Genomic DNA, 23,383 nt, shown 5'->3' with positions numbered 1-23,383 from the left:
GGCGTGTCATGCCGTTCCGCAGCCCGTAGGAGCTGCCGACAGGCTGCGATCTTTTAGGCAGCACACCTGACTTGAAGCGTCAGGCCTGTAGATACCTCAACACCGACTCGCAAATCATCTCGCGATGGCGCTGTTTGATCGCTTCATCCGGCAGGTCGATCTGAAAGATTTCGCCGAAGGTATGACGATTCGAGACCCGGTAGAAGCAGAACGAACTGATCAGCAAATGCACGTCCAGCGGCTCAAGCCCGCTGCGGAACACTCCGTCCTTGACCCCGCGCTGCAGAATTTCACCCAGTGCATGAAGGATGGTGTTGTTCATCGCCTTGATCGCGTCGGACTGCTTCACATACTCGGCGTTGTGGATGTTCTCGATGCTGACGATACGCACGAAATCAACATTGCGGTCATGGTGATCGAAGGTGAATTCCACCAGCCGTCGTATGGCCTCACGAGGTTGCAGCGCAGTCAGGTGCAGACGGCTCTCGGTGTTGCGGATATCGCCGTAGAGCTTTTCCAGCACTTCAACGTAGAGCTGTTCCTTACTGCCGAAGTAGTAATAGATCATGCGCTTGGAGGTGTGGATGCGCTCGGCGATGGCATCAACACGAGCACCCGAAAGCCCCTGCTGAACGAATTCGACAATGGCTTCTTGAAGAATGTTCTCGCGGGTCTTTTCCGGGTTGTTCTTGCGACTCTTGCGCCGCTCGAGAGCAGGTTCGTCGGGCGCTATAGAGAGTTCTGAGGTCATTGTCATTCTGGGCTCACAGCCATCACTGCACAGTCTGCCGATTATGAGCCGCACCGCGCAGTGAAAGAAAGCACGGAGGGGGCTGTTTACCCCCTCCCCTTACGAAATGCCTACAACTTGGCGTGCCGCACACCCCCGCTGCGCGACTTGGCCATCGCTGCCAGACGCACCGCGACGTTTGCCGCGCCATAGCCCGCGTAGCCATTCCTGCGCTGGATAATCTCGAAGAAGAAACGTCCTTCGAAGGGTTCGGTGTAGACGTGGAACAGCTCGCCACCTTGTGCGTCGCGGTCATACAACACGTTGTAGTACGCCAGTTCGCTGAGGAATTCGTCGTCGAAATCGAAGCGTGCCGCGAGGTCGTCATAGTAGTTGAGCGGGATGTCCAGCAGCGGCACACCGGCCTCTTTGGCCCGCCTGACTTCGACGAAGATGTCCTCACAATCGAAGGCGATGTGGTGCACCCCTGAACCGCGATAACTGGACAGGGCGTGAGAAATCGCCGTGTTGCGATTTTCGGAGATGTTCAGCGGCAAACGAATCGAACTGCATCGGCTGCGCAGCGCTCGGCTCTTCACCAGGCCATAAGGATCCGGTAGCACCACTTCATCGTCGGCCTCGAAATCCAGCAGGCTTTTGTAGAACAGCACCCAGCTGTCGAGACTGTCCGCCGGCAGAGCCATGGCCATATGATCGATGCGCTTGAGGCCACCGCTGGCGGTCGACGCCGGTTGCAGGTTGAAGTCAGTGTCATAGAGGGTTTTCCCGTCGGCGTCCCGGTCCACCAAGTAAATCAGGCTGCCATCCGGTGCCCGCACCGCCGCCAGTTCAAGCTCGTTTGGCCCGACCAGGCCGCGATAAGGCTGACCTTTATAAGCCACTGCCCGGGCCAGCGCGCTGGCGCTGTCCTTGACCCTGATCGCGGTGGCGCACAGCGACGGGCCGTGGGCTTCGAAAAAACTGTGGGCAAAGGAATAGGGTTCGGAGTTGAGGATCAGGTTGATATCACCCTGACGCAACAGACTGACGCTCTTGGAGCGATGCTGGCCGGCCTTGACGAAACCCAGTCGCTCCAGCCAGTGGGACAGCTTGGCGCCGAGGCTTTCATCCACCGCGAATTCAAGAAACTCGATACCGTCGTACTCGCTGACCGCAGGCGTAGCGAACAGCGTATCGAGGTTGGCCACCGGCACGGCTTCTTGTTGCAGGCGCTCGCGAGTCTTTTCTTCCAGATAGAGCAGCGAACGCAGACCATCCGCGGCATTGGCCCGAGGCGGCGCGGCGCGGAAGCCGTCATTGAAGATTTCCAGCGACAGCGGCCCGCTGTAGCCGCTCTTGATGATCGGTGCGAGGAAACCTGGCAAGTCAAACTCGCCTTGTCCCGGGAAACAGCGGAAATGCCGACTCCACTCCAGAACGTCCATAGCCAGAATCGGCGCATCGGCCATTTGCACGAAGAAGATTTTGTCGCCGGGAATCTCGGCAATGGCACTCGGGTCGCCCTTGAGCGACAGGGTATGAAAACTGTCCAGCAACACTCCAAGGCTCGGGTGATCGGCCTGACGAACAATGTTCCAGACCTGTTGATAAGTGTTCACATGCCGGCCCCAGGCCAAGGCTTCATAGCCAATGCGCAGGCCGCGGGTGCCGGCGCGCTCGGCCAGCAGACGCAAGTCGTTGATCAGGATCTGCTCATCGCCGACACAGTCTGCCGAGGCGTTGCTGCACACCAACACCAGGTCGGTACCCAACTCCTGCATCAGGTCGAACTTACGCTCGGCCCGTTCGAGGTTGCGTGGCAAGCGGTCGCGGCGGCAGCCTTCAAAATCGCGGAACGGTTGAAACAGCGTGATGGCAATACCGAGGTCGGCGCACATTTGCCTGATTTCCCGCGGGCTGCCGTCGTAGTAGAGAAGGTCATTCTCGAAAATCTCCACCCCGTCGAAACCGGCAGCGGCAATGGCTTCAAGCTTTTCCGGCAGGGTGCCGCTCAAGGAAACGGTGGCAATGGAACGCTGCATGTTTCAACTCCCGATGTTATGTGCACAGAACTCGTAGCAGTTGGCGGAGCCTGCGTTCGGCCGCGCAGCGGTCGTAGAATGGGCGACCGCGATTCATCTGATACACCGAGTCAGCTTGATTGCGACCGCTTCGCGGCCGAACGCAGCCTTCGGCAGCTGCTACGCAGTCAGCGATGTGAATTATTGAGCCGGACCCTCCATACAGCAATTCAAAGTGTACGAACTGGTTAGTTTTATGGGCGATTATCGAACACAATGGCCGTTGACGAATTGACGATTTTTCGCCCACTGCGCACCATCGACAGCACATTGAGCCCGCTGGCAAAAGCGCGGCTCAGTGACCAAAGACCCAGAACAGACCATAAAAATTTCAAAAACCGGGTACACCCACATGCTCACATTCAACGCCTTGCTCTTCCGCTCAATAGACCCAGCGCCTTGCCTGGCGCCCACTCGCACCCCTCTTCCGGACACTTCAAGTGCCCTTGGCTGAACCGTGCCTGCTCGCTGAATAAACCGCTTTCGTCCGCTCAGTTCAGGCTTGAGTCGACGAGAACACTCAGCCGATCAATCATTGAGTTGGCCCAGGGTTTGCCCGCGCCCCCGACGATTGATCACGCGCCCTTGAAGTCCCGACGAGCATCGCTCGTCAGTCATTGAACGGATGGCCCACATGATTCCTACTCAAAGCTCACGCATGACCTCTGGCCTGGGTGCCTCGTCCGGCGGCGTAGGTGACAAGATTCGCTCGGCAATGGCCGTCGGCAAGACCCGTTGGGGCATGCTGGCACTGGTGTTTTTTGCCACTACGTTGAACTACATCGACCGCGCCGCACTGGGGGTGATGCAACCCATCCTTGCCAAGGAAATGAGCTGGACGGCGATGGACTACGCCAACATCAACTTCTGGTTCCAGGTCGGCTATGCCATCGGCTTCGTGCTGCAGGGTCGATTGATCGACCGGGTCGGCGTCAAGCGGGTGTTCTTCTGCGCAGTGCTGCTCTGGAGCCTGGCGACCGGTGCCCACGGCCTGGCGACTTCCGCGGTCGGCTTCATGGTCTGCCGATTCATCCTCGGACTGACCGAAGCGGCCAACTATCCGGCCTGCGTAAAAACCACCCGGCTGTGGTTCCCCGCCGGTGAGCGCGCCGTGGCCACCGGTATCTTCAACGCCGGGACCAACGTCGGAGCAATGTTCACTCCCATGTTGCTACCGCTGATCCTCCACGTTTGGGGCTGGCAGACGGCGTTCCTCTGCATGTCGGCGCTGGGCGGGATCTGGCTGGTGTTCTGGGGCCTGAAATACTTCAACCCGGAAGATCACCCTTCGGTCAAACAATCCGAACTGGACTACATCCAGCAGGAAGTCGAACCAGAACCCACCCGCGTGCCCTTCTCGCGAATCCTGCGTATGCGTGGCACTTGGGCCTTCGCCCTTGCCTATTCGCTCACCGCGCCGGTGTTCTGGTTCTACCTGTACTGGCTGCCACCCTTTCTGAACCAGCAATACAACCTGGGCATCAACGTGACCCAAATGGGTATCCCGCTGATCATCATTTACCTGACCGCCGACTTCGGCAGCGTCGGCGGCGGCATTCTGTCTTCATTCCTGATCGGTCGTGGAATCAACCCGATCAAGGCACGGCTGATGTCGATGCTGCTGTTCGCCTGCTGCATCATCGGTGTGGTCATGGCGGCTGGTTCGAGCAATCTGTGGGTCGCGGTGTTCGCCATTTCCCTGGCCATCGGTGCGCACCAGGCCTGGACCGCGAACATCTGGAGCCTGGTGATGGATTACACGCCCAAGCACATGATGAGCACGGTGTTCGGTTTCGGCGGCATGTGTGCAGCCATCGGCGGGATGTTCATGACCCAGTTGGTCGGCCATATCCTGACCATCACTAACAACAACTACACCGTGCTGTTCACCATGATTCCGGCGATGTATTTCATTGCGCTGATCTGGATGTACTTCATGGCGCCGCGCAAGATCCCGAAAATCGAAGACTGATCCAGCCTCTCCCGCAGGCCTGGCTCCAGGCCTGCACACCTCGGCGGCGTCGATCCATCACTGACGCCGCTGTTGCCAGACCGCCGCCAACCCACTCAGACAAATCACCCCGATGCCAAACACAGTGGCCAGGCTCGGCGTGTGGGAAAACAGCAGCCAACCGAGCAGACCGGCGAAGACAATCTGGCAATAACCAAAGGGGGCCAGCAACGCGGGTGCCGCATGGCGGAACGCCTGAGTCAGGAACAGATGTGCAGTCATGCCACAGGCCCCCAGCGCGACCATCAGCAAACCATCGACAACGCCCGGCACTTGCCAGAAGAACGGGACCAAAGCACTCATCACCAAGGTGTTGCACAGGCCGGCGAAGAAATTACTGGTCGTCGGGCTGTCGAACTCGCTGAGCTTGCGCGTGAGCAATTGATAGAAGCAGAAAAACAGTGCCGAGCAGAATGGCAACAGCACCGCCGCAGTGAACAACTCGCCGCCGGGATGGACGATGATCAGTACCCCGATGAAACCGCAGATCACCGCCAGCCATTGGCCGCGGGTTACATGCTCACCGAGCAGCGGCACCGACAGCGCCGTGACCAATACCGGCGCAAGAAAATTCACCGCCGTCGCTTCTGCCAGCGGGATGAATAACAGGCCGGTAGTGAACAACAGGCTGGTGCTGAGCAGGCACAGCGCCCGCAAAAGCTGCAACAGCGGGCGTTTGCTGCGCAATACCCGCAAACCCGATTGCGGCAGGAAAATCCCGGCCATCAACAAGGTGTGAACCACATACCGAGCCCATACCACCATCACCACCGGGTAGAAACCAGAGAGGTATTTCGACAAGGCGTCATGACTGGAAAACAGAAAGGTCGCCACCACCACCAACAGAATGCCCTTTAGGGGCTGATTGACACCGGAAAGGGGGGTGCTGAGGGTCATGAGAGCTCTCTTGAGTCATGCATCAAGGGCATGAAAACCCTTAATAGGCGACGAAGTGAATTTCGATTATTTAGAACTCAGTTCCACTTTCAATCAAGAGGGTAGCAAGATAGTGTGCGAACAGCGAACAAATTGTGAAACGCTCGACGCCATCCCTACGATGAGGTCAGCCCGAAAGGCTCAACTAAACAACTCCGACGCCTGGCTCGCCGCCGACAACTCGTCCGCAAACTTCAGCAGCAGCGGCGCCAGCTCATGCAGTCGTGCCTGGGGCATTCGCGCACTCGGCCCGGCAACGCTGAGCACTCCGATGACCCGCCCATCCAGTGGATGACGCACCACCGCGGCAATGGCCGAGGTGCCGACTGCCGAACTCTCTTCGACCCAGGCATAGCCGTGCTCGCGGGCCAGACGCAGGCGTTCGAGCAGCTCGATGTTGGAACGTGGGGCATTCGGGCCCAGCTCCAACGGCACGTCCGTGGCCTGCCTTTCAACCAGCGACAAGGCCTCGGCATCGCTCAAACAGGCCAGCCAGGCATGCCCGGAAGCGGTGTAGGACAACGGCGCATCGCGCCCCATGTCCGGGTCGTAACGCAGGCCGGAACGAGCCCCCTGGGACTTGGCGATCCAGGTCTGGCGTTCGCCCTCGATCACCCCCAGGCGAACCAATTCACCGGTTTCCTGAGCCAGGCGATCAAGCACCGGCTGAACGATATCGGCCCCGCTGCTGGACAGGTAACGAAAGCCCATGGCGACCAGTTTGGTCGACAGGTGATAACGCAGATTGTCTGGATTCTGCCGTACATAACCCAGGCGAATCAGCTCGGCAAGCAGACGGTGGGTGGCGCTTTTCGGGATGTCCAGCTGCTCCGCCAAGGCTTGCATCGGCAGACCTCGCGGGTCACTGGTGAGACTTTCCAGAACGCTGAAAACGCGCTCGATTTGACTGCCGGCCATGGGTGAGGGTCCAGAGAAATTTGCTTGATTCTAGAAGACAGCAGGTTGACTTTGAAATCCGGAACTGAGTCCCAATGCAAAATCAGCCTTTGTTTTTTGATTATATTTTGAAATCAAGTTCCATAAAATAACAATCATTTGGTTGTTTTCGACGTTCTGTTGGCAAACTGCATAAAACCATCACCTGACGGAATTAGATGGGATTTCCATGCTCTATGGAGTTCTGGATATTCTCCGGCCACTGAGAAACAGTGCCGTGAATGCTAACGTGCGAGACAAATGCCGGACGACCGGACTGGCGTCAGTCCCACTCACCAGCAACACTCATCACCAAGCTTAAGTAGAGGATTGCCACATGCTATGGAAAAAAGGCCGACGCAGCGACAACGTGGTGGATGCTCGCGGTGACGATACGAGTGTTGGCGGCGGTGGGATGCGTTTCGGTGGTGGCAAGGGCCTGAGTCTGACGGCCATTGTGCTGATCGTCGGCATTGGCTGGCTGACCGGCCAGGATCCGATGCAGATTATCGGCGAACTGACCGGGCAGATGACCGAGCAATCGGCACCGGCTACTCAACAAACTCGCAAGGCGCCACCGGCCAACGATGAGCAGGCAGAATTCGTCCGCTCCATCCTGGGTGACACAGAGGACACCTGGGGTCAGATTTTCCAGCAGGCCGGGCGCAACTATAAGAACCCGACGCTGATCCTGTTCAGCAACGGAGTGAACTCCGCCTGCGGCTTTGCCACCTCCGCCACCGGCCCCTTCTATTGCCCGGCGGACCAGAAGGTTTATCTGGACATGAGCTTCTTCCGCGAAATGTCCCAGCGTTTCTCTGCTGCCGGCGACTTTGCTCAAGCCTACGTGATCGCCCACGAAATCGGCCATCACGTACAAACCCTGCTCGGGGTTTCCGCGAAAATCCAGGCTGCGCGGCAACAGGGCCAGCGCATGGAAGGCGACGGCGGTTTGCTGGTGCGTCAGGAACTGCAGGCCGACTGCCTGGCGGGTGTCTGGGCCAACAATGCGCAGAAACGTTTGAACTGGCTGGAGCCGGGAGACATCGAAGAAGCGCTGAACGCGGCCAATGCCATCGGTGATGACCGCTTGCAACAGCAGGGTCAGGGCCGTGTGGTGCCGGACTCGTTCACCCATGGTTCCTCAGTGCAACGGGTTCGCTGGTTCAAGACCGGCTTCACCCAAGGTCAGGTCAGCCAATGCGACACCTTCGCGGCGAAAAACCTGTAATGCGTACGTGGCTGCTGGCCCTACTGATCATCTGCGCCAGCACCCAGGCTGCCGAGCAGGAGGTGAAGGCGATCAGCTCTGGGCGCTTGCAGTTGAAAGGCGGCGAGATGGCGGTGAGCGTAGGCCCCGCGCCGACTAAAATCGAGCGTGTGCTGATCGTCATTCATGGTCGTTCACGCAATGCTGAAACCTACCGCCAGAGCGCTGAACAAGCAGTCGATAAGGCCGGGCAAAACATGACCACTCTGGTGGTCGCCCCGCAATTTCTCAATGAAACCGATATCGCTAGCCATCAACTGCCTGACAGCGTATTGCGCTGGCAGGGCAATGACTGGATGGCCGGCGGCTTATCCTCAGGTCAATATCCTCTGAGTTCCTACAGTGTTATCGACGAAATCGTCGCCCGACTGGGTGATCACCAACAGTTTCCGGACGTAAAGGAAATCGTCATCGCCGGTCACTCCGGTGGCGCGCAGGTAGTCCAGCGTTACGCGTTGTTGAGTCAGGACCAGCCGGCCCTCAAGACGGCCGGCGTGCAGGTGCGCTACGTGATCGCCAATCCTTCTTCGTACGCCTATTTCAATGAGCAACGGCCGGTGGCCTTCAGTCACGCCGGTTGTCCGGCCTTCCATCGCTGGAAGTACGGGCTGAAGGACTTGCCCGCCTATGCCGGTGGGCAAACAGCCATACAACTGGAGGAAAAATACACCCAACGTGACATTGTTTATCTACTGGGGCAGCAGGACAACGACCCGAATCATCCGATGCTGGATAAAAAGTGTGAGGCTCAGGCCCAAGGCGCGAATCGATTGATCCGCGGGCAGTATTTTTTCAACTATCTGAAGCGGCGCCACCCTCAAGGGTTGACTCAGCAACTGATCGTAGTGCCCGGGGTTGGCCATGATAGGGATGGAATGTTTACCTCGCCGGAGGGGCAAAAGGCGTTGTTCAGGTAGTCCAAATCCAGGCTTCGACGCCCTAGCGGTAAAGTCGGATCGCCGCACCGCCGCTCCTACAGGTGACCGCGTTCACCTGTAGGAGCTGCCGCAGGCTGCGATCTTTTGATCTTCAAACGGACAACATCTGCCGCAACGCCAGACAATCCTGCGCATGCCAATCAGTCAATTCCGGCCACGGATTATCCGGCAGATTGACCAGCACGGTCCGCGCTCCCGCCGCGCGACCGCAGTCCAGGTCGAAGCGATAATCACCGACCATCACCAACTCGCTCGGTGCGACATTCCAGGCCCGGGCCAGTTTCAGCAAACCACCCGGATGAGGTTTTGGTGGAGCTTCATCGCGGCCCAGCACATCCTCCACCGCAAAGCAGTCCGCCAGACCGATCGCCTCCAGGGTCACATGGGCCAGCTCACGGGCGTTGCGGGTCAGGATGCCAAGGCGATAGCCACGCCCCGCCAAATCGCGCACCAACTCCACCGCCCCGGGGGCCGGCCGCGAACCCAGCGCCAGATCCCGTTCATGCTCAAGCAACCAGGCATGTTTGGCCGCTGCCTCATCAGCTGGCAGCGCGGCGAGGTGGGTCAGGATGTCGTGTTCGGCGGGAATCGCCAGCGCTTCGCGAATCGCCGCGAAATCGTGCACGGCAATCGTCAGCGTGCCGTCCATGTCGAACACCCAGTACCGCACCTCGCCCAGACTCATGCCCAATCCTTGCGGTGACGAATCAAGCCTTCCTGAGTGACCGAAGCCACCAATTGACCGGCGCGATTGAACACGCTGCCACGGGAAAACCCGCGGGAATTACCGGCCCACGGGCTGTCCATCGCATAGAGCAGCCAGTCATCGGCGCGCAGATTACCGTGGAACCACAAGGCATGGTCAAGGCTGGCGACCTGCATGTCTTTCTGCCAGACCGACTTGCCATGGGGCAGCAACGAGGTGGTCAACAGGCCGAAGTCCGACGCGTAGGCCAGCAGGTACTTGTGCAGTGCCGGCGAGTCGGCCAGGGCGCCATCGGCACGGAACCAGACGTATTTGATCGGATCGCCGGGTTGTGGGTTATAGGGGTCTTTTTCGGTGACCGGCCGTACTTCGATCGGCTTGGCGCACAGCAGCTTATCGCGCATGTTTTCCGGGATCAGGTGCGCATGCTGCTGGGTGATCTCCAGTTCCGACGGCAGATTCTCCGGGCCGACCACTTGCGGCATCTGCAACTGATGTTCGAAACCCACTTCGTCGTACTGGAACGAAGCGCTGCAGGTGAAGATCGGATTGCCCTTCTGGATCGCCGTCACGCGACGGGTACTGAAGCTACCGCCATCACGCACCCGGTCGACCTGATAGACCACCGGCAGACCGGCGTCGCCGGGGCGCAGAAAATAGCCATGCATCGAATGCACGTGACGCGTCTCTTCGACGGTCTGACTGGCAGCCGACAATGACTGGCCAAGCACCTGGCCGCCGAACAACTGACGAAAGCCCAGGTCCTGGCTGCGACCGCGAAACAGGTTTTCTTCGATCGGCTCCAGGGTCAGCAGGTTGACCAGATCTTCCAAAACGTGGCTCATTCAGACTCTCCTCGCAATGCCGCGCAGTCTTGGCTGCGGCGGTCGATTCAGTTTTTGGCCCGAGCCAACAAGGGACACATCATAAACGCCCAGGCCTGCTTATCCATGCAAGGTTTCCAGCCATTGTTCTCGGGTAATGCGGTACAGCACATGATGGCGCAATGGATCATCGCTGCCGAGCTTCGGATGTTCGAAGTCGTGCGCAGGGTCGTAATGCATGCCGATTGCTTGCATGACTTTCTGCGACGGCAGGTTTTTCGCGGTAGTAAACGCCACGACCTCCTTCAGCGACAACCGGTCAAAGCCGCAACGCAGAGCGGCCCAGGCCGCTTCGTTGGCGTAGCCCAACCCCCAATGCTCGCGAGCCAGGCGCCAGCTGATTTCCACCGCCGGAGTGAACCTAGCGTCGAAGCCGACATGCGCCAGGCCGGTCAGGCCGATAAAATCCCCGGTATCCTTACGCTCCAGCGCCCACAGACCAAAGCCATGCTCGGCAAAATGACCGCGTATTCGCCCGATCAATGCTGCACTTTCCAGACGACTCAAGGGTGCCGGAAAATAACGCATGACCTGGGGATCGGCGCACATGGCTGCGAATTCCGGCAAATCACCATCTTGCCACTGACGCAACAACAGTCGTGCGCTCTCAAGTTTCAGTATCGGCTCCATCGTTCCCCTCTCCCGTTTCCATGTCGCAAGTCTACATCGCTGGTAGGATCCTTCACTCATTCCTACATGCCTTCCTAGACAAATCTGCCATGCCCCTGCCGCTGATCTATCACGAAGACTACAGTCCCGAGTTTCCGGCGGAACATCGTTTCCCCATGGACAAGTTTCGCCTGCTGCGCGATCACCTGATCGACAGTGGTCTGACCCGTGACACGGAGCTGTTGCGTCCACAACTGTGCCCGTCGGAGATTCTCGCCCTCGCTCATGACCCTGGGTATATCGAACGTTACATGAGCGGCGAGTTGTCCCGCGAAGACCAAAGACGTCTCGGTCTGCCCTGGAGCGAAGCGCTGGCCCGGCGCACCGTGCGTGCGGTCGGCGGTTCGCTGCTGGCCGCCGAGCAGGCGCTGGAACATGGTCTGGCCTGCCACCTGGCTGGCGGCACCCATCACGCCCATTACGACCATCCGGCCGGGTTCTGCATATTCAATGACCTGGCAGTGATCAGCCGCTACCTGCTGGAAAGCGGCCGGGTGGGTCGGGTCCTGATCTTCGATTGCGACGTGCACCAGGGCGACGGGACTGCACGCATTCTGCAAGACACCCCGGACGCCGTGACCGTTTCCCTGCATTGCGAAAAGAACTTTCCCGCACGCAAGGCCCAAAGCGATTGGGACATCCCGTTGCCCATGGGCATGGGTGACAGGGACTACCTCAAGGTGGTCGACGATGCCTTGAACTACCTGCTGCCGCTCTACCAACCGGACCTGGTGCTGTATGACGCCGGGGTCGACGTACACAAGGATGACGCGCTGGGCTATCTGAAGCTGACCGATCAGGGGGTCGCCGCTCGTGATGAAAGCGTGTTGCGCCACTGTCTGGGCCGCGACATTCCGGTGGTCGGAGTGATTGGTGGCGGTTACAGCAAGGACCGTAAAGCGCTGGCGCGACGCCATGGGATTCTTCATCACAGCGCGCAACGGGTCTGGGCGTCATCAGGTTGTCACTGAGTTGTGGGTGCTTTACCCACAATGCCTGTGGAACTGCCTGTGGATAACCTGAGTGAAAGGCCCTGCAGGCCAGATTGCGTATAGCCTGCGGAGCACTGGTTGTTTTTTGATCAGTAAAAAATTCGCGATTAAGGTGCACGCCAATTGTGCTGATAGAATGCGCCGCTTATTCCGCCGAACCGCAGCTCAAGCCATGACCCAGCCCTCCGCCAACCTCCCCCACCACGTCACCATCATCGGTGGCGGCCCCGCCGGCTTGATGGCGGCTGAGGTATTGAGCCAGGCCGGGGTCAAGGTCGAGCTGTACGACGGCATGCCCTCCGTGGGTCGCAAGTTCCTGCTGGCTGGCGTCGGCGGGATGAACATCACCCATTCCGAAGCCTACCCGGCGTTTCTCTCGCGTTATGCCGAACGGGCGCCGCAGATTGCTCCGCTGCTGCGCGAGTTCGGCGCCGAGGCGCTGTGCGAGTGGATTCATGGGTTAGGGATCGAAACCTTTGTCGGCAGTTCCGGCCGGGTATTTCCAACCGACATGAAAGCCGCTCCCCTGCTGCGCGCCTGGCTCAAGCGCCTGCGTGAAGCCGGCGTAGTTATCCACACCCGTCACCGCTGGCTCGGCTGGAACAGCGATGGCAGCCTGCGTATCGACAGCCCGGAAGGCGAAAAAGCTGTGCAAACCGATGGGTTGTTGCTGGCCCTTGGCGGTGGCAGTTGGGCACGCCTGGGCTCGGATGGCGCCTGGATGCCGTCACTGGAACAACGTGGAATTTCCCTGACGCGCCTGCAACCGAGCAACTGCGGTTTCGACGTGACGGCCTGGAGTGATCTGCTGGTCAGCAAATTCGCCGGCGCGCCGCTGAAAAACATTGCCATTGGCCTGAATGACGATGTCCCGCGACTGGGGGAATGCGTGATCACTGCGACCGGCATCGAAGGCAGCCTGGTTTATGCACTGTCTGCACCGATCCGCGAGACCATCAATCAAAACGGTTCGGCGACCCTTCACCTCGACCTGCTGCCGGGCAAAACCCTCGACAGGATTCAAGCCGCGCTGGCCAAGCCTCGTGGCTCTCGCTCAATGAGCAAGCACCTGCACAGCCAGCTCGGCATCGACGGCGTGAAAGCCGCCTTGCTGCGCGAACTGACACCTGCCGCATGCTTTGCCGATCCGCTGCTGCTGGCCAGCGCAATCAAGGCCCTACCCTTGACCCTGGTCAAACCCCGGCCATTGGACGAAGCCATCAGCAGTGCGGGTGGCGTGCCGTTCGAAGCGATGAATGACCGTATGATGCTCAAGCAGTTGCCCGGCGTTTTTTGCGCTGGCGAAATGCTCGACTGGGAAGCGCCGACTGGCGGCTACCTGCTCACCGCATGCTTCGCCAGTGGCCGCGCGGCGGGGTTGGGGATGGTGGAGTGGTTGAAGCGCCGTACACCGTAACTGTGGCGAGGGGGCTTGCCCCCGCCGGCCGGTCCGCGCTCGGGCGAAGCAGTCGTAAAATCGGCGAATGCGGTGTGCCTGATACAACGCCTTTGCAGTTTTTAGGGCCGCTCCGCGACCCAACGGGGCGGTGCGGCGTTCCGACAAGCCCCCTCGCCACGATGATCGACTGTCTGGCTTAAGGCTTGCGCTTACGCGGCCCGGTGTTAAACACCGGTACCTTGCGCACTGGCTTGATCGCTGGCGCTTCAGCGGCCACTTCGCCACTGTCCACCCATTTGCCCAGGTTGCGTTTGCTGCCACCCGAGACTTTAGGTTTCTTCGGCTTTTTCGGTTTCTTGATCACCTGGCCGCTGGCATCGGTGTCCGGCACACGGTGCTCGGGTTCGAAATCCTGCTCTTCGTGACGGGTCAGTGTCTGACGGGTCAAGGTCTCGATGGCCGACAGCAGATTCACCTCATCGGCACACACCAGCGAAATCGCTTCGCCGGTAGCGCCCGCACGACCGGTACGGCCGATGCGGTGAATGTAGTCCTCGGCCACGATCGGCAAGTCGAAGTTCACCACCAATGGCAGGTCCTCGATATCCAGCCCGCGGGCCGCGACGTCGGTCGCCACCAGAATCTGAATCTCGCTGGCTTTGAAACGGTCGAGGGCGCGCTGGCGAGTGGCTTGTGGTTTGTCGCCATGGATGCCGTCGGCGTTGACGCCCAGGCCCTGGAGTTTTTCCACCAGTTGATCGACGCCGTTACGGGTCTTGGCGAACACCAGCACCTGCTTCCAGCGATTTTTGCGCATCAGGTGAATAAACAGCTCCGCCTTGCGCTTCTTGTCGGCGGTCACCACCCACTGCTTGACAGTGTTGGCAGCGACGTTGCGCGGGCTGACTTCGATGCTCAGTGGATCATTGAGCATCTGCCCGGCCAGCAGGCGGATCGCCTCGGAAAAGGTCGCGGAGAACAACAGCGTCTGACGTTGTTTCGGCAGGACCCGGTAAATGTTCCCCAGTTCTTCGGAAAATCCGAGGTCGAGCATGCGATCGGCTTCGTCGAGGACCAGGGTTTGCAGTTGGTTGAACTTCAGCGCTTTCTGCCGATACAGGTCGAGCAAGCGGCCCGGGGTCGCCACCAGTACATCAACACCCTTGCGCAGCTTCATCATCTGCGGGTTGATGCTGACGCCGCCGTACACCGCGTAGGTGCTCAACGGCAGGTTCTCGGCGTATTGGCGAACGCTTTCGTGAACCTGTTCGGCCAGCTCGCGGGTTGGCACCAGGATCAGCGCACGCACCGAGTTATGGGCGACCTTCGGCCCTTCCATCGCCAGCAACTGCAGCAGCGGCACGGCAAAGCCGGCGGTCTTGCCGGTACCGGTCTGGGCCGCGGCCATCAAGTCGCGACCGGCCAGCACCGCCGGGATGGCCTGCACCTGCACCGGCGTCGGGGTCTGGTAACCGAGCGTCTCAAGGGCGCGCAGCAAGGGTTCGATCAAGCCAAGAGTGGCGAAAGTCATGGGGGTACCGTAGGGAAATGTCAGCGCATGTGAGCAATGCGCCGCAGTTTACCCTAATTCACTGCGGATTCTGCCTGCGCCACTGCGGCAAGCTGATCAACACCACGGCGCTGATGATCACCGCCATCGCCAGAGCCTCTTCGATACCGATGCTTTCACCGGCAAAGACGATACCCAGCAATACGGCCACCGCCGGGTTGACATAGGCATAGCTGGTCGCCGCGGCCGGACGGACGTTATTCAGCAGGTACATATAGGCGTTGAAGGCGATGATCGAGCCGAAGCCGATCAGATAGGCCAGGGCGAGCCAACCCTCTATGGGCGGCAGGCTGTCCAGGTGCTCGCCACTGAGCGTGCTGGCAATCATCAGCACCACACCGCCGACCAACATTTGCGCAGCACTGGCCATCGCCCCCTGAGGCAACGTCAAGTGTTTGCTCCAGACTGAGCCAAACGCCCAGGCTGCTGCCGCGAAAATCAGCAACGCCGCGCCCAGCGGGCTCGACTGCAAGTTGGAACCGAGGTTGAGCATGGCAATGCCCATCAGCCCGAGAACAATCCCGGCCCACTCCAGACGAGTATTACGCGCACCCCAGAAGTAGCCGCAGAGCAAGGTGAACAGCGGCACCGTCGCCACCGCCAGCGCCGCGACCCCGGAGGCCACGCCCATATGCTCCGCCACCGTCACCGCACCGTTCCCGCAACTGAGCAGCAGGAATCCGATCATCCCCGCCGCCTTCCATTGCGGCCAGGTCGGTGCGGGCACCCCACGCCAGCGCAGAAAGCCATACATCAAGGCTCCGGCAATGATGAAACGAATCCCGCCGAGCATCAGCGGAGGCCAGTGCTGCACGCCGATTCGAATCACCAGATAGGTGGATCCCCAAATCACATACAACGCAAAAAACGCAGAAATCAGCGGCAACGTAATTCGGCGTGGGCCAGGCATGGAAAGCTCGATGGCAGACATGGGAAGCTCGAAACTGGAGAGGTGGTGCGCTATTTTAGAAAGCTCCAACAGCGAATTTAAGCTACAAAACCTGTTTGTAGCGCCCGTGCACTTTTCAAAACACGGAGATCAAGGCTATAAACCGTGTTTTCGAAAGCCCCACGTTCCAGGAGCCGAATCATGGACAAATACGACCGCCAGCTCCTCAATGCCCTGCTGGAAAACGGCCGGGCGACCTACGCGCAACTGGCGCGCAAGGTCAACCTGTCTGCCCCGGCCGTAGCCGAGCGCGTGGCCAAACTCGAAGCCAGCGGGGTGATCACCGGCTACCAGGCGAAAGTGGACATGGCCAAGGTCGGCTTGCCGATCCAGTGCGTCATCGAACTGCGCCTGAGCCACCACGGCAACCAGAAAACCTACGACGAACTGATCAAAATCCCGCAACTGACCGAATGCCACCGAGTCACCGGCGACCCCTGCGTGATCATGCAAGCCGCTGTTGGCTCAATGTCGGAACTCGAAGACCTGATCAACCGCGTCGCCCAATTCGGGTTCAGCAAAACCTCGATCGTGCTATCAAGTGCGATTGAAAAGCGCGTGCCGCTGGGGCATCTGGAGGGGAATGGCAGGAATGGGGGGCGAGCTTTCGATCTTGCTTCTAAAAGCCCCGATGGCGCTTGAGATGCTCATTGATCTTCGCCGCCGGGACCTTTTGCAAGCTGCACAACAGATCGTGGGACAACTCCCGCAGGCCATGCCGCTGCCGCAGTTCCTGAGCCAGATGCGTCGTCAGGTTGGCGGCCATTTCGGCGTCAGCCATGGCCCGGTGAGCCTGGCCGGTATGGGGCAGTTTGGCGAAGGTGGTGAGGGTGCCGAGCTTGTGGTTCGGCGCGGCCGGCATCAGGCGCCGGGCGAGTAACAGGGAGCAGGCGAAGTTCTGCAGGCGGGTGCGTTTGATCCGCCCCAGTTCGTAGTCCCAGAACTTCTGGTCGAACGCAGCGTTGTGGGCCAACAGCGGTGTGGTGCCGACGAATTCGTTGACTTCGTTCATCACCTGATCTGCCGAAGGTGCGGTGCGCACCATAGCGTTGCTGATACCGGTCAGGCTTTCGATGAAGCCCGGAATACGCACGCCGGCGTTCATCAGGCTCTGGTAACGCTCGACAATGCGCCCCTGTTCGAGGATCACCACGGCAATTTCCGTGGCCCGGCAGGTGCTGCTCGGGGAGATTCCGGTGGTTTCAAAGTCGATGACCGCTATCCGTTCCAAACCTGTTCCCACTCCATCAAAAAGTAATCAATTTCAGTTTTTAAGCAGCAACGCGCCTTCGATCGGCACATAGCGGCTGGCGGCGCGTATCAACGAGTTGGCGGTCAGGCCCGGCACGCCGTAGGCGACTGCTTCAACTCCGTGCTTGTTGATGATGCGTTCGAGCAGCATGTCGAAATCACCGTCACCGGAGGCCAGCACCACTTCATCGACGTTCGCCGCGGCGTCCATGATATCGATGGTGATGCCCACGTCCCAGTCGCCCTTGGCCGAACCGTCGCTGCGCTGGATATAAGGCTTGAGCTTTACCGTGAAACCGAGGTTGCGCAGGATCTGCTGGAACTGCTGCTGTTTGCTGTCACCGCGATCGATGGCGTAGGCGTAGGCCTCGACAATCTGCCCGCGCTGACTGATGTCTGCCCACAGGGCCGCATAGTTGAAGTGACAGCCATAGGCCTGACGCACGGTGTAGTAGAGGTTCTGGACATCGGCGAACACCGCGATTTTTTTCACCGCAAATCCTCATGGCGCAGGCTGGATCAGGCGCAACGCCCGAAAAGTCGCCCAGTATGCCAGCCAGAAGGAAATTTCCGCGAATAATCGGACCGGAGCGCCGTGGCGCTCCGGACGAGTGGTGCATCAGACGAAGGAATCGTCGTCGCTGAAGAAGGATGAGCTGTCATCACTGTAGTCGGCGTCGGTAAACCCGCCTTGGTCATTACCGTAGGAATCGTTACCGACCATGCGCTGATCGTCATTGCCCAGGTCATTGCCGCTGTCATTGACCTGGGCCGGCTCTTCCTTGGCGACTTCGGCGACTTCCGGCGGTTGCTGATTGCTGTGGAACAGGCTGCTGATGCCTTGCGCCAGCATCACCCCGCCAGCTACCCCGGCCGCGGTTCTTAACGCGCCACCCAGAAAGCTGTTGCCACCTGCCGGAGCCTGCTGCTGCGGTGCCGCATAGTTCTGTTGCGGACCACCGAAGTTTTGCCGGGGCGCTACGCCTGGCTGGGCGTTGAACGACGGCCGTGCCGGCTCGCGCCAGCCACCGGTCGAGGCCGGAGCGCCAGCGGCCGCAGTCGGTTGCGAGTCTCGGGGACCACCACCGAAGATGCTCGACAGGAAACCGCCACCACCGCTTGGCGCGGGAGCGGCCATTTGGGTCTTGGCTAGTTGCAGTTCGGCCTGCAGTTGCTGGTTTTGCTGAGCGAGTTGTTTGTTCTGTTCGTCGAGGCTTTTGAGCGCAGCCTCCTGCACCAGAATCGCCTGGGTCATGAAATACCCTGCCGCAGGCTGGCGATTCAGATGTTCCTTGATCCGCGTCTCGGCCTGGGCATCGCGCGGGGCAGAATCCGCCTCGGCTTGCTGCAGCCGTGAAAACAGGCCATCGATCAGGGTTTGTTCTTCGCTGTTCATGGCGACCTCGTTAGATTGCCGGAAAAATCATCGCCCTTTCCGTTGTGGATAAGGTGCCCAGCAGTAATGGGGGTGCTGCGCCGCCTTTCAATGGCCTTTACCCAACGTTTACGTTTGCTCCTGCGGGCCCTGCATCGGTTAAAGTGTCGAACTGCTTTTTACCTGCGATACCAACTGATGAATCCGTTAGATGTGCTCCGCGACTCTTTGTACTTCTTCAAACGCAATCTAGGCCAGATCGTGCCGTTGTGCCTGCCGTTGGTGGTGCTCGAAGCGCTGCTGCAACAACTGGTCGAACACTCCCAGGGCCCGGATGCCTTTCCCGGTTACAGCGTGATCGTCGGGCTGCTGATTTATCCCCTGTACACGGCTGCGCTGATCCTTTTTCTGGATGCCCGCAGTCGCGGCGAATCACCGCGCACCCGAGATCTGCTGGCCATGTCGACCAGTCTCTGGCCGCGCTTCGCGCTGCTGACAGCGATCAACACCTTGTTGATTCTGGTGGGCCTGTCGCTGTACTTCCTGCCAGGATTGTGGCTGATGGTGACGCTGGCCTTCGCCGAGTACCTGCTGGTACTGCGGGGCCTGCAACCACTGGCTGCGATCAAGGAAAGCTTTCGCCTGACCCGTGGCAATTTCCTGCGCATCCTGACCTGCATTCTGTGCGTCATGACACCGCTGTGGATACTCAAGGGCGCCAGTCTTTCGGTGTACCCCGAGCCACAGAATCCGGCATTCGCACTGTTGATCGACAGCGTCCACAGCTTTCTGCAGCTGTTTACCAGCGTGGTGTTGTTTCGCCTTTTTATGCTCATTAGCGAAGTATCCGACGAGAAATAGCGGAACAGTCCGACAGGACTGGCCTTTGGATCCGACACGGCTCTCGGGTATGCTCATGCTCAATCCTGCAACGCCATAAGCCGAGCCGATGACCCGTCTACTGCGCTACACCCTGCTGGGCCTGCTGATTATTGCCGGTCTGATGTCAGTCGTGATCTATAGCCTGACCTGGCGCCCGGAAGCCAAGGAGCTGCTGCCGGTCAGTTGCAGTACCCAGGCACCGCCCCTGGTGCCCGGCCAGGCGCTCAAGGTCATGACCTGGAACGTCCAGTACCTGGCGGGCAAACGCTATGTGTTCTGGAATGACCTGGCCAACGGCAACGACGAACGCCCCACCACCGAAGACATGGCCTTCAGCCTTGATGAAGTGGCGCGGGTGATCCGTGATGAGCAACCCGATATCGTCCTGCTGCAAGAGCTCGATGAAGGCGCCAAGGCCAGCGACTATCAACACCAGCTGAAACTGCTCCAGGAACGCCTGACTGATCTTTACCCCTGCAGCACCCATGCATTCGACTGGAAGGCTGACTTTATTCCGGACCCGCATATTTTCGGCAGTGTCGGCCGGCAACTGGCGACATTGAGCCGCTACCAGATCGAACACGCCGAACGCCTGCAATTACCCGAGGCACCGGCCAATATCATCAGCCGACAATTCCAGCCGAAAAATGCGCTGCTGGTGAGTTATCTACCGTTGAGCGATGGCGGGCAGATGGCAGTGCTCAATACCCATCTGGATCGATCGATGCAGCCTGGCGACACTCTGCGAGAGCAAGTGAGCGCCATCGCCAAGGTGCTCGACAAGTTCGAAAGCCGTGGCACGCCCTGGTTGATTGGCGGCGATCTCAATTTGTTGCCCCTGGGCCAGTATCAACGACTCGCCCCCGAACAACGCTCACCCTACTCCGCCGATAGCGCGCTGCATGTACTCTGGGACAAGTACCCGATGATTCCCACCAACAGCGAAGCCAGCGGCATCGACCGTGCGCACTGGCTGACTCACTACCCCAATGACCCGGCCCTCAACGGCCCGGACCGCACCCTTGACTACCTGTTTTACAGCCCACGGATCAAACGGGTCGAGGCCCGGGTGAGGCAGGACGACACGCTGCGGATCTCCGATCACTTGCCGGTGATTGCACGGTTCCTGTTGCCTGCGGCGCTGTAGATCAACCACAAAATACCTGACTTACTTCCTGGGTTTGATCCGCGCTGTCGCTTGCGCCACCAGCGGATCATCCGGCCAGTAGTGTTTCGGATAACGCCCCTTCAGATCCTTCTTCACCTCGGCATAGGTACTGCGCCAGAAGTTCGCCAGGTCCTGCGTTACCTGCACCGGACGCCGCGCCGGGGATAGCAGGTGCAACTTGACCACTTGCCGGCCACCGGCAATGCGCGGGGTTTCAGCCAGTCCGAACAACTCCTGCAAACGCACTGCCAGAATCGGCGGCTGCTCGCTGTAGTCCAGGCGAATCGACGAGCCGGAAGGCACTGTCAGATGATGCGGCGCCAACTCATCCAGGCGTTGAGGCAATGGCCACGGCAGCAGGTTATGGACGATGCTGGACAGATCCAGATTGGCGAAGTGGCTAAGTCGCGACACCCGCCCCAGATACGGCAACAACCAATGCTCCAGACCTGCCAGCAGCGCCACATCGCTGACATCCGGCCATTCGCTCTGCCCTTTCCCCTCCAGATCCAACTGCCGCAACAACGCCACCCGTGCCTGCCACTGGCGCAATTCCGGCGTCCATGGCAGCAGTTCGAGCCCTTTACGCCGCACCAGATTGACCAGTGCCTGGCTGCGTGCGGTTTCATCCAGCCCGGTCAGTGGCTCGCGGCTGAGTATCAGCTCGCCCACCTTGCGCTGGCGCTCGGCCCGCAGCACACCTTCGCGCTCATCCCAATCGAGCTGATCGACAGTGCGCACTTGTTCAGCCAACACCGAATCAAACAGCGCCGGATCAAAATCCGCCGCCAGATAAATTCGTTCTTCGCGTTGCCCCTGTCGACTGCCCAGATCGGCAATCACCAACCAGGGTTGCTTCATCAGACTATCGGTCTCGGCGAATAGCGCGGCGCGACCGTTGGCCAGGCGATATTCGGCGCCACCGGCACGCCGCTGCTGCGCGACGCGATCCGGATAGGCCAGGGCCAGCAGCGCGCCAAGCCAGCGCGGATGATCCGGATCGCTGACCGGTTCCAGTGCCTTGCCCCGCAGATAACCGCGATATTGCCGAGCCAGTTGCCGGGCTCGCTGAACGCCACCTTGAGCACCGCGTGCCGCTCGCTCTTCGCCGGACAACAGCGCCAGCCGGCTGTGCACATCCGCGCCGGCACCGCGCAAGATGTCCCGCTCACCCAATAACGCGGCGACGTCGCAGGCCATATCCGCCAACCCCAGCGCCTGCCCTCGCAATAACAAATGGGCGATGCGCGGATGGGCCGGCAGCTCGGCCATCGCCTGACCGTGACGGGTCAACTTCCAGTCCGCGGCGGTCTTGCCCTCCAGTGCGCCCAAACGCTCAAGCAGATCCTGAGCCTGTGCATAAGCCGCCGCCGGTGGCACATCGAGCCAGATCAATTGCCCAGGCAGCACGCCCCAACGCCCCAACTGCAGGGCCAGGCCGGCCAGGTCAGCCGAAAGAATCTCCGCACTGGCGTAAGCCGCCAACTGCTCATGCTGGTCCTGGGACCACAGGCGATAACACACGCCCGGTTCCAGGCGACCTGCTCGTCCGGCGCGCTGGGTAGCACTGGCGCGGGAGATCCGTTGCGTGTCGAGGCGAGTCATGCCGCTGCCCGGATCGAAACGCGGCACCCGCGCCAACCCGGCATCGATCACCACCCGCACACCATTGATGGTCAGGCTGGTTTCGGCGATATTGGTGGCCAGCACCACTTTGCGCTGACCGGGCGGTGCCGGTTCGATGGCGGCGCGTTGCGCGTTCAGGTCCAGTTCACCATGCAGTGGACACAGCAACACTTCAGTACGCTCACCCAGCGCCTCGACCAACTGTTGATGGACCCGACGGATTTCCGCCTGGCCCGGCAAAAACACCAACAGGCTGCCGCTTTCGTCGTTCAAAGCCTCAAGAATGGTCTGCACCACCCGTGGCTCGATGAATTCCCCTGGCTGAAACGCCCGACCCCAGCGCATCGTCACCGGATACATGCGCCCTTCGCTGCGCAAAATCGGCGCGTCATCCAGCAGGTCTGCGAGGCGTTCACCTTCCAGAGTCGCCGACATCAAGAGAATTTTCAGCGGCTGCTCGTCACGAAACAGGTCACGGCCATTCAGGCTCAGGGCCAGCGCCAGATCAGCGTCGAGGCTGCGCTCGTGGAACTCGTCGAAAATCAGCAGACCGACACCGTCCAGTGCCGGGTCATCTTGCAGGCGTCGAGTGAGAATCCCCTCGGTGACCACTTCGATACGGGTGTTGGGCCCTACTTTGCTGTCGAGACGAATGCGATAGCCCACGGTTTCGCCGACCTTCTCCCCCAGCTCACTGGCCAGTCGTTCGGCGGCCGCGCGGGCGGCAAGGCGGCGCGGTTCGAGCATCAGAATGGCTTGCCCGGCCAGCCACGGTTCATTCAACAACGCCAATGGCACGCGGGTGGTTTTACCGGCGCCGGGCGGTGCTTCGAGCACGGCTTCGTGGCGTATCGCCAAGGCTTCACGCAGCGCGGGTAAAACTTCATCAATCGGCAGAGAAATCATGCTGGCTCCAAAACAGAGCGGCGAGTATAACGGCGAACTGCGTGGCGTTAATCACGGTCTGTATGGATACCGAGGACGCTTTTTCACTTCGAATTTACTCAGGA

21 protein-coding genes are annotated in these 23,383 nt (G+C 59.9%); 8 read left to right on the top strand and 13 right to left on the bottom strand.

Going from position 1 to position 23,383, the window contains the following annotated elements:
* Nucleotides 1-79: 79 nt before the first annotated feature.
* Together AC3IUA_RS03200 and quiC are read right to left on the bottom strand one after the other, a co-directional pair.
* Nucleotides 80-757: a TetR/AcrR family transcriptional regulator gene (locus AC3IUA_RS03200; protein WP_489359087.1), complete on the bottom strand. Its 678-nt coding sequence runs from the start codon at nucleotides 755-757 to the stop codon at nucleotides 80-82.
* A 104-nt stretch (nucleotides 758-861) separates the two neighbouring features.
* Nucleotides 862-2,772, bottom strand: a complete 1,911-nt coding sequence (quiC, locus tag AC3IUA_RS03195) for a 3-dehydroshikimate dehydratase QuiC (protein ID WP_489359086.1) — start codon at nucleotides 2,770-2,772, stop codon at nucleotides 862-864.
* Between the two features lie 673 nt (nucleotides 2,773-3,445).
* Here quiC and AC3IUA_RS03190 point away from each other — a divergent pair.
* Nucleotides 3,446-4,783 carry an MFS transporter gene (locus AC3IUA_RS03190; RefSeq protein WP_489359085.1) on the top strand — a complete coding sequence of 446 codons (1,338 nt, stop codon included), beginning with the start codon at nucleotides 3,446-3,448 and terminating at the stop codon, nucleotides 4,781-4,783.
* Nucleotides 4,784-4,840: 57 nt separating this feature from the next.
* On the opposite strand, the gene AC3IUA_RS03185 is transcribed toward AC3IUA_RS03190, so the two are convergent.
* Both AC3IUA_RS03185 and AC3IUA_RS03180 read right to left on the bottom strand, forming a co-directional pair.
* Complete coding sequence (locus AC3IUA_RS03185; protein ID WP_489359084.1) at nucleotides 4,841-5,719, bottom strand: DMT family transporter; 879 nt, start codon at nucleotides 5,717-5,719, stop codon at nucleotides 4,841-4,843.
* A gap of 180 nt (nucleotides 5,720-5,899) precedes the next feature.
* Nucleotides 5,900-6,676 carry an IclR family transcriptional regulator gene (locus AC3IUA_RS03180; protein ID WP_489359083.1) on the bottom strand — a complete coding sequence of 259 codons (777 nt, stop codon included), beginning with the start codon at nucleotides 6,674-6,676 and terminating at the stop codon, nucleotides 5,900-5,902.
* Between the two features lie 355 nt (nucleotides 6,677-7,031).
* On the opposite strand from AC3IUA_RS03180, the gene ypfJ reads away from it, so the two are divergent.
* Both ypfJ and AC3IUA_RS03170 read left to right on the top strand, forming a co-directional pair.
* Nucleotides 7,032-7,925 (top strand): KPN_02809 family neutral zinc metallopeptidase, encoded by an 894-nt coding sequence (gene ypfJ / locus AC3IUA_RS03175; protein ID WP_489359081.1) that lies wholly within the window; start codon nucleotides 7,032-7,034, stop codon nucleotides 7,923-7,925.
* Nucleotides 7,925-8,881 carry an alpha/beta hydrolase gene (locus AC3IUA_RS03170; protein WP_489359080.1) on the top strand — a complete coding sequence of 319 codons (957 nt, stop codon included), beginning with the start codon at nucleotides 7,925-7,927 and terminating at the stop codon, nucleotides 8,879-8,881. The genes ypfJ and AC3IUA_RS03170 overlap by 1 nt, the downstream gene beginning before the upstream one ends.
* A 112-nt stretch (nucleotides 8,882-8,993) precedes the next feature.
* Here the strand turns inward: AC3IUA_RS03170 and AC3IUA_RS03165 are convergent, their stop codons facing one another.
* The 3 genes from AC3IUA_RS03165 to AC3IUA_RS03155 all read right to left on the bottom strand — a co-directional run bounded on the left by AC3IUA_RS03165 (nucleotide 8,994) and on the right by AC3IUA_RS03155 (nucleotide 11,122).
* Nucleotides 8,994-9,587: an HAD family hydrolase gene (locus AC3IUA_RS03165; RefSeq protein ID WP_489359079.1), complete on the bottom strand. Its 594-nt coding sequence runs from the start codon at nucleotides 9,585-9,587 to the stop codon at nucleotides 8,994-8,996.
* A complete protein-coding gene (gene tesB, locus AC3IUA_RS03160) occupies nucleotides 9,584-10,453 on the bottom strand; it encodes an acyl-CoA thioesterase II (protein WP_489359078.1) in 870 nt (289 codons plus the stop codon). Before tesB ends, AC3IUA_RS03165 begins: the two co-directional genes overlap by 4 nt.
* Nucleotides 10,454-10,552: 99 nt before the next feature.
* Nucleotides 10,553-11,122: a GNAT family N-acetyltransferase gene (locus AC3IUA_RS03155; RefSeq protein WP_489359077.1), complete on the bottom strand. Its 570-nt coding sequence runs from the start codon at nucleotides 11,120-11,122 to the stop codon at nucleotides 10,553-10,555.
* Between the two features lie 89 nt (nucleotides 11,123-11,211).
* On the opposite strand from AC3IUA_RS03155, the gene AC3IUA_RS03150 reads away from it, so the two are divergent.
* Nucleotides 11,212-12,132: a histone deacetylase family protein gene (locus tag AC3IUA_RS03150; RefSeq protein ID WP_489359076.1), complete on the top strand. Its 921-nt coding sequence runs from the start codon at nucleotides 11,212-11,214 to the stop codon at nucleotides 12,130-12,132.
* Between the two features lie 193 nt (nucleotides 12,133-12,325).
* On the top strand, nucleotides 12,326-13,570 hold the full coding sequence (locus AC3IUA_RS03145; RefSeq protein WP_489359075.1) for a TIGR03862 family flavoprotein: 1,245 nt from the start codon (nucleotides 12,326-12,328) through the stop codon (nucleotides 13,568-13,570).
* Nucleotides 13,571-13,748: 178 nt separating this feature from the next.
* Here AC3IUA_RS03145 and rhlE1 read toward each other — a convergent pair whose 3' ends face one another.
* Both rhlE1 and yedA read right to left on the bottom strand, forming a co-directional pair.
* On the bottom strand, nucleotides 13,749-15,083 hold the full coding sequence (gene rhlE1 / locus AC3IUA_RS03140) for an RNA helicase RhlE1 (protein WP_489359074.1): 1,335 nt from the start codon (nucleotides 15,081-15,083) through the stop codon (nucleotides 13,749-13,751).
* A 58-nt stretch (nucleotides 15,084-15,141) separates the two neighbouring features.
* Entirely contained in the window at nucleotides 15,142-16,032 is an 891-nt protein-coding gene (gene yedA, locus AC3IUA_RS03135) for a drug/metabolite exporter YedA (protein WP_489359073.1), read from the bottom strand.
* Between the two features lie 180 nt (nucleotides 16,033-16,212).
* Between yedA and AC3IUA_RS03130 the strand changes: the two genes are divergently transcribed.
* Nucleotides 16,213-16,713 (top strand): Lrp/AsnC family transcriptional regulator, encoded by a 501-nt coding sequence (locus AC3IUA_RS03130; RefSeq protein ID WP_489359072.1) that lies wholly within the window; start codon nucleotides 16,213-16,215, stop codon nucleotides 16,711-16,713.
* Here AC3IUA_RS03130 and AC3IUA_RS03125 read toward each other — a convergent pair.
* The 3 genes from AC3IUA_RS03125 to AC3IUA_RS03115 form a co-directional block, all read right to left on the bottom strand.
* The gene (locus AC3IUA_RS03125; protein WP_489359071.1) at nucleotides 16,691-17,302 is read right to left on the bottom strand and encodes a 3'-5' exonuclease; all 612 of its coding nucleotides are present in this window, start codon (nucleotides 17,300-17,302) and stop codon (nucleotides 16,691-16,693) included. The two genes, AC3IUA_RS03130 and AC3IUA_RS03125, sit on opposite strands and share 23 nt — an antisense overlap.
* A gap of 33 nt (nucleotides 17,303-17,335) precedes the next feature.
* Nucleotides 17,336-17,815 carry a LabA-like NYN domain-containing protein gene (locus AC3IUA_RS03120; RefSeq protein ID WP_489359070.1) on the bottom strand — a complete coding sequence of 160 codons (480 nt, stop codon included), beginning with the start codon at nucleotides 17,813-17,815 and terminating at the stop codon, nucleotides 17,336-17,338.
* Between the two features lie 126 nt (nucleotides 17,816-17,941).
* Nucleotides 17,942-18,718, bottom strand: coding sequence for a DUF2076 domain-containing protein (locus AC3IUA_RS03115; protein WP_489359069.1), 777 nt, complete (start codon nucleotides 18,716-18,718; stop codon nucleotides 17,942-17,944).
* Between the two features lie 177 nt (nucleotides 18,719-18,895).
* On the opposite strand from AC3IUA_RS03115, the gene AC3IUA_RS03110 reads away from it, so the two are divergent.
* Both AC3IUA_RS03110 and AC3IUA_RS03105 read left to right on the top strand, forming a co-directional pair.
* The gene (locus tag AC3IUA_RS03110) at nucleotides 18,896-19,558 is read left to right on the top strand and encodes a YciC family protein (RefSeq protein ID WP_489359068.1); all 663 of its coding nucleotides are present in this window, start codon (nucleotides 18,896-18,898) and stop codon (nucleotides 19,556-19,558) included.
* Between the two features lie 88 nt (nucleotides 19,559-19,646).
* Complete coding sequence (locus AC3IUA_RS03105) at nucleotides 19,647-20,726, top strand: endonuclease/exonuclease/phosphatase family protein (RefSeq protein WP_489359067.1); 1,080 nt, start codon at nucleotides 19,647-19,649, stop codon at nucleotides 20,724-20,726.
* 21 nt (nucleotides 20,727-20,747) lie between these two features.
* Here AC3IUA_RS03105 and hrpB read toward each other — a convergent pair whose 3' ends face one another.
* Nucleotides 20,748-23,279 carry an ATP-dependent helicase HrpB gene (gene hrpB, locus AC3IUA_RS03100; protein ID WP_489359066.1) on the bottom strand — a complete coding sequence of 844 codons (2,532 nt, stop codon included), beginning with the start codon at nucleotides 23,277-23,279 and terminating at the stop codon, nucleotides 20,748-20,750.
* Between the last annotated feature and the right edge of the window lie 104 nt (nucleotides 23,280-23,383).

It is taken from the genome of Pseudomonas sp. KH_050 (genome assembly GCF_057838875.1).
Note: the sequence above shows the minus strand (reverse complement) of the source record. Positions and strands in the feature narration are given on the sequence as shown.

Bases quoted from the DNA above. Each gene is read 5' to 3' on its own strand.
- AC3IUA_RS03200 (WP_489359087.1), bottom strand. From the start codon at position 757: ATGACAATGACCTCAGAACTCTCTATAGCGCCCGACGAACCTGCTCTC.
- quiC (WP_489359086.1), bottom strand. From the start codon at position 2,772: ATGCAGCGTTCCATTGCCACCGTTTCCTTGAGCGGCACCCTGCCGGAA.
- AC3IUA_RS03190 (WP_489359085.1), top strand. From the start codon at position 3,446: ATGATTCCTACTCAAAGCTCACGCATGACCTCTGGCCTGGGTGCCTCG.
- AC3IUA_RS03185 (WP_489359084.1), bottom strand. From the start codon at position 5,719: ATGACCCTCAGCACCCCCCTTTCCGGTGTCAATCAGCCCCTAAAGGGC.
- AC3IUA_RS03180 (WP_489359083.1), bottom strand. From the start codon at position 6,676: ATGGCCGGCAGTCAAATCGAGCGCGTTTTCAGCGTTCTGGAAAGTCTC.
- ypfJ (WP_489359081.1), top strand. From the start codon at position 7,032: ATGCTATGGAAAAAAGGCCGACGCAGCGACAACGTGGTGGATGCTCGC.
- AC3IUA_RS03170 (WP_489359080.1), top strand. From the start codon at position 7,925: ATGCGTACGTGGCTGCTGGCCCTACTGATCATCTGCGCCAGCACCCAG.
- AC3IUA_RS03165 (WP_489359079.1), bottom strand. From the start codon at position 9,587: ATGAGTCTGGGCGAGGTGCGGTACTGGGTGTTCGACATGGACGGCACG.
- tesB (WP_489359078.1), bottom strand. From the start codon at position 10,453: ATGAGCCACGTTTTGGAAGATCTGGTCAACCTGCTGACCCTGGAGCCG.
- AC3IUA_RS03155 (WP_489359077.1), bottom strand. From the start codon at position 11,122: ATGGAGCCGATACTGAAACTTGAGAGCGCACGACTGTTGTTGCGTCAG.
- AC3IUA_RS03150 (WP_489359076.1), top strand. From the start codon at position 11,212: ATGCCCCTGCCGCTGATCTATCACGAAGACTACAGTCCCGAGTTTCCG.
- AC3IUA_RS03145 (WP_489359075.1), top strand. From the start codon at position 12,326: ATGACCCAGCCCTCCGCCAACCTCCCCCACCACGTCACCATCATCGGT.
- rhlE1 (WP_489359074.1), bottom strand. From the start codon at position 15,083: ATGACTTTCGCCACTCTTGGCTTGATCGAACCCTTGCTGCGCGCCCTT.
- yedA (WP_489359073.1), bottom strand. From the start codon at position 16,032: ATGCCTGGCCCACGCCGAATTACGTTGCCGCTGATTTCTGCGTTTTTT.
- AC3IUA_RS03130 (WP_489359072.1), top strand. From the start codon at position 16,213: ATGGACAAATACGACCGCCAGCTCCTCAATGCCCTGCTGGAAAACGGC.
- AC3IUA_RS03115 (WP_489359069.1), bottom strand. From the start codon at position 18,718: ATGAACAGCGAAGAACAAACCCTGATCGATGGCCTGTTTTCACGGCTG.
- AC3IUA_RS03110 (WP_489359068.1), top strand. From the start codon at position 18,896: ATGAATCCGTTAGATGTGCTCCGCGACTCTTTGTACTTCTTCAAACGC.
- AC3IUA_RS03105 (WP_489359067.1), top strand. From the start codon at position 19,647: ATGACCCGTCTACTGCGCTACACCCTGCTGGGCCTGCTGATTATTGCC.
- hrpB (WP_489359066.1), bottom strand. From the start codon at position 23,279: ATGATTTCTCTGCCGATTGATGAAGTTTTACCCGCGCTGCGTGAAGCC.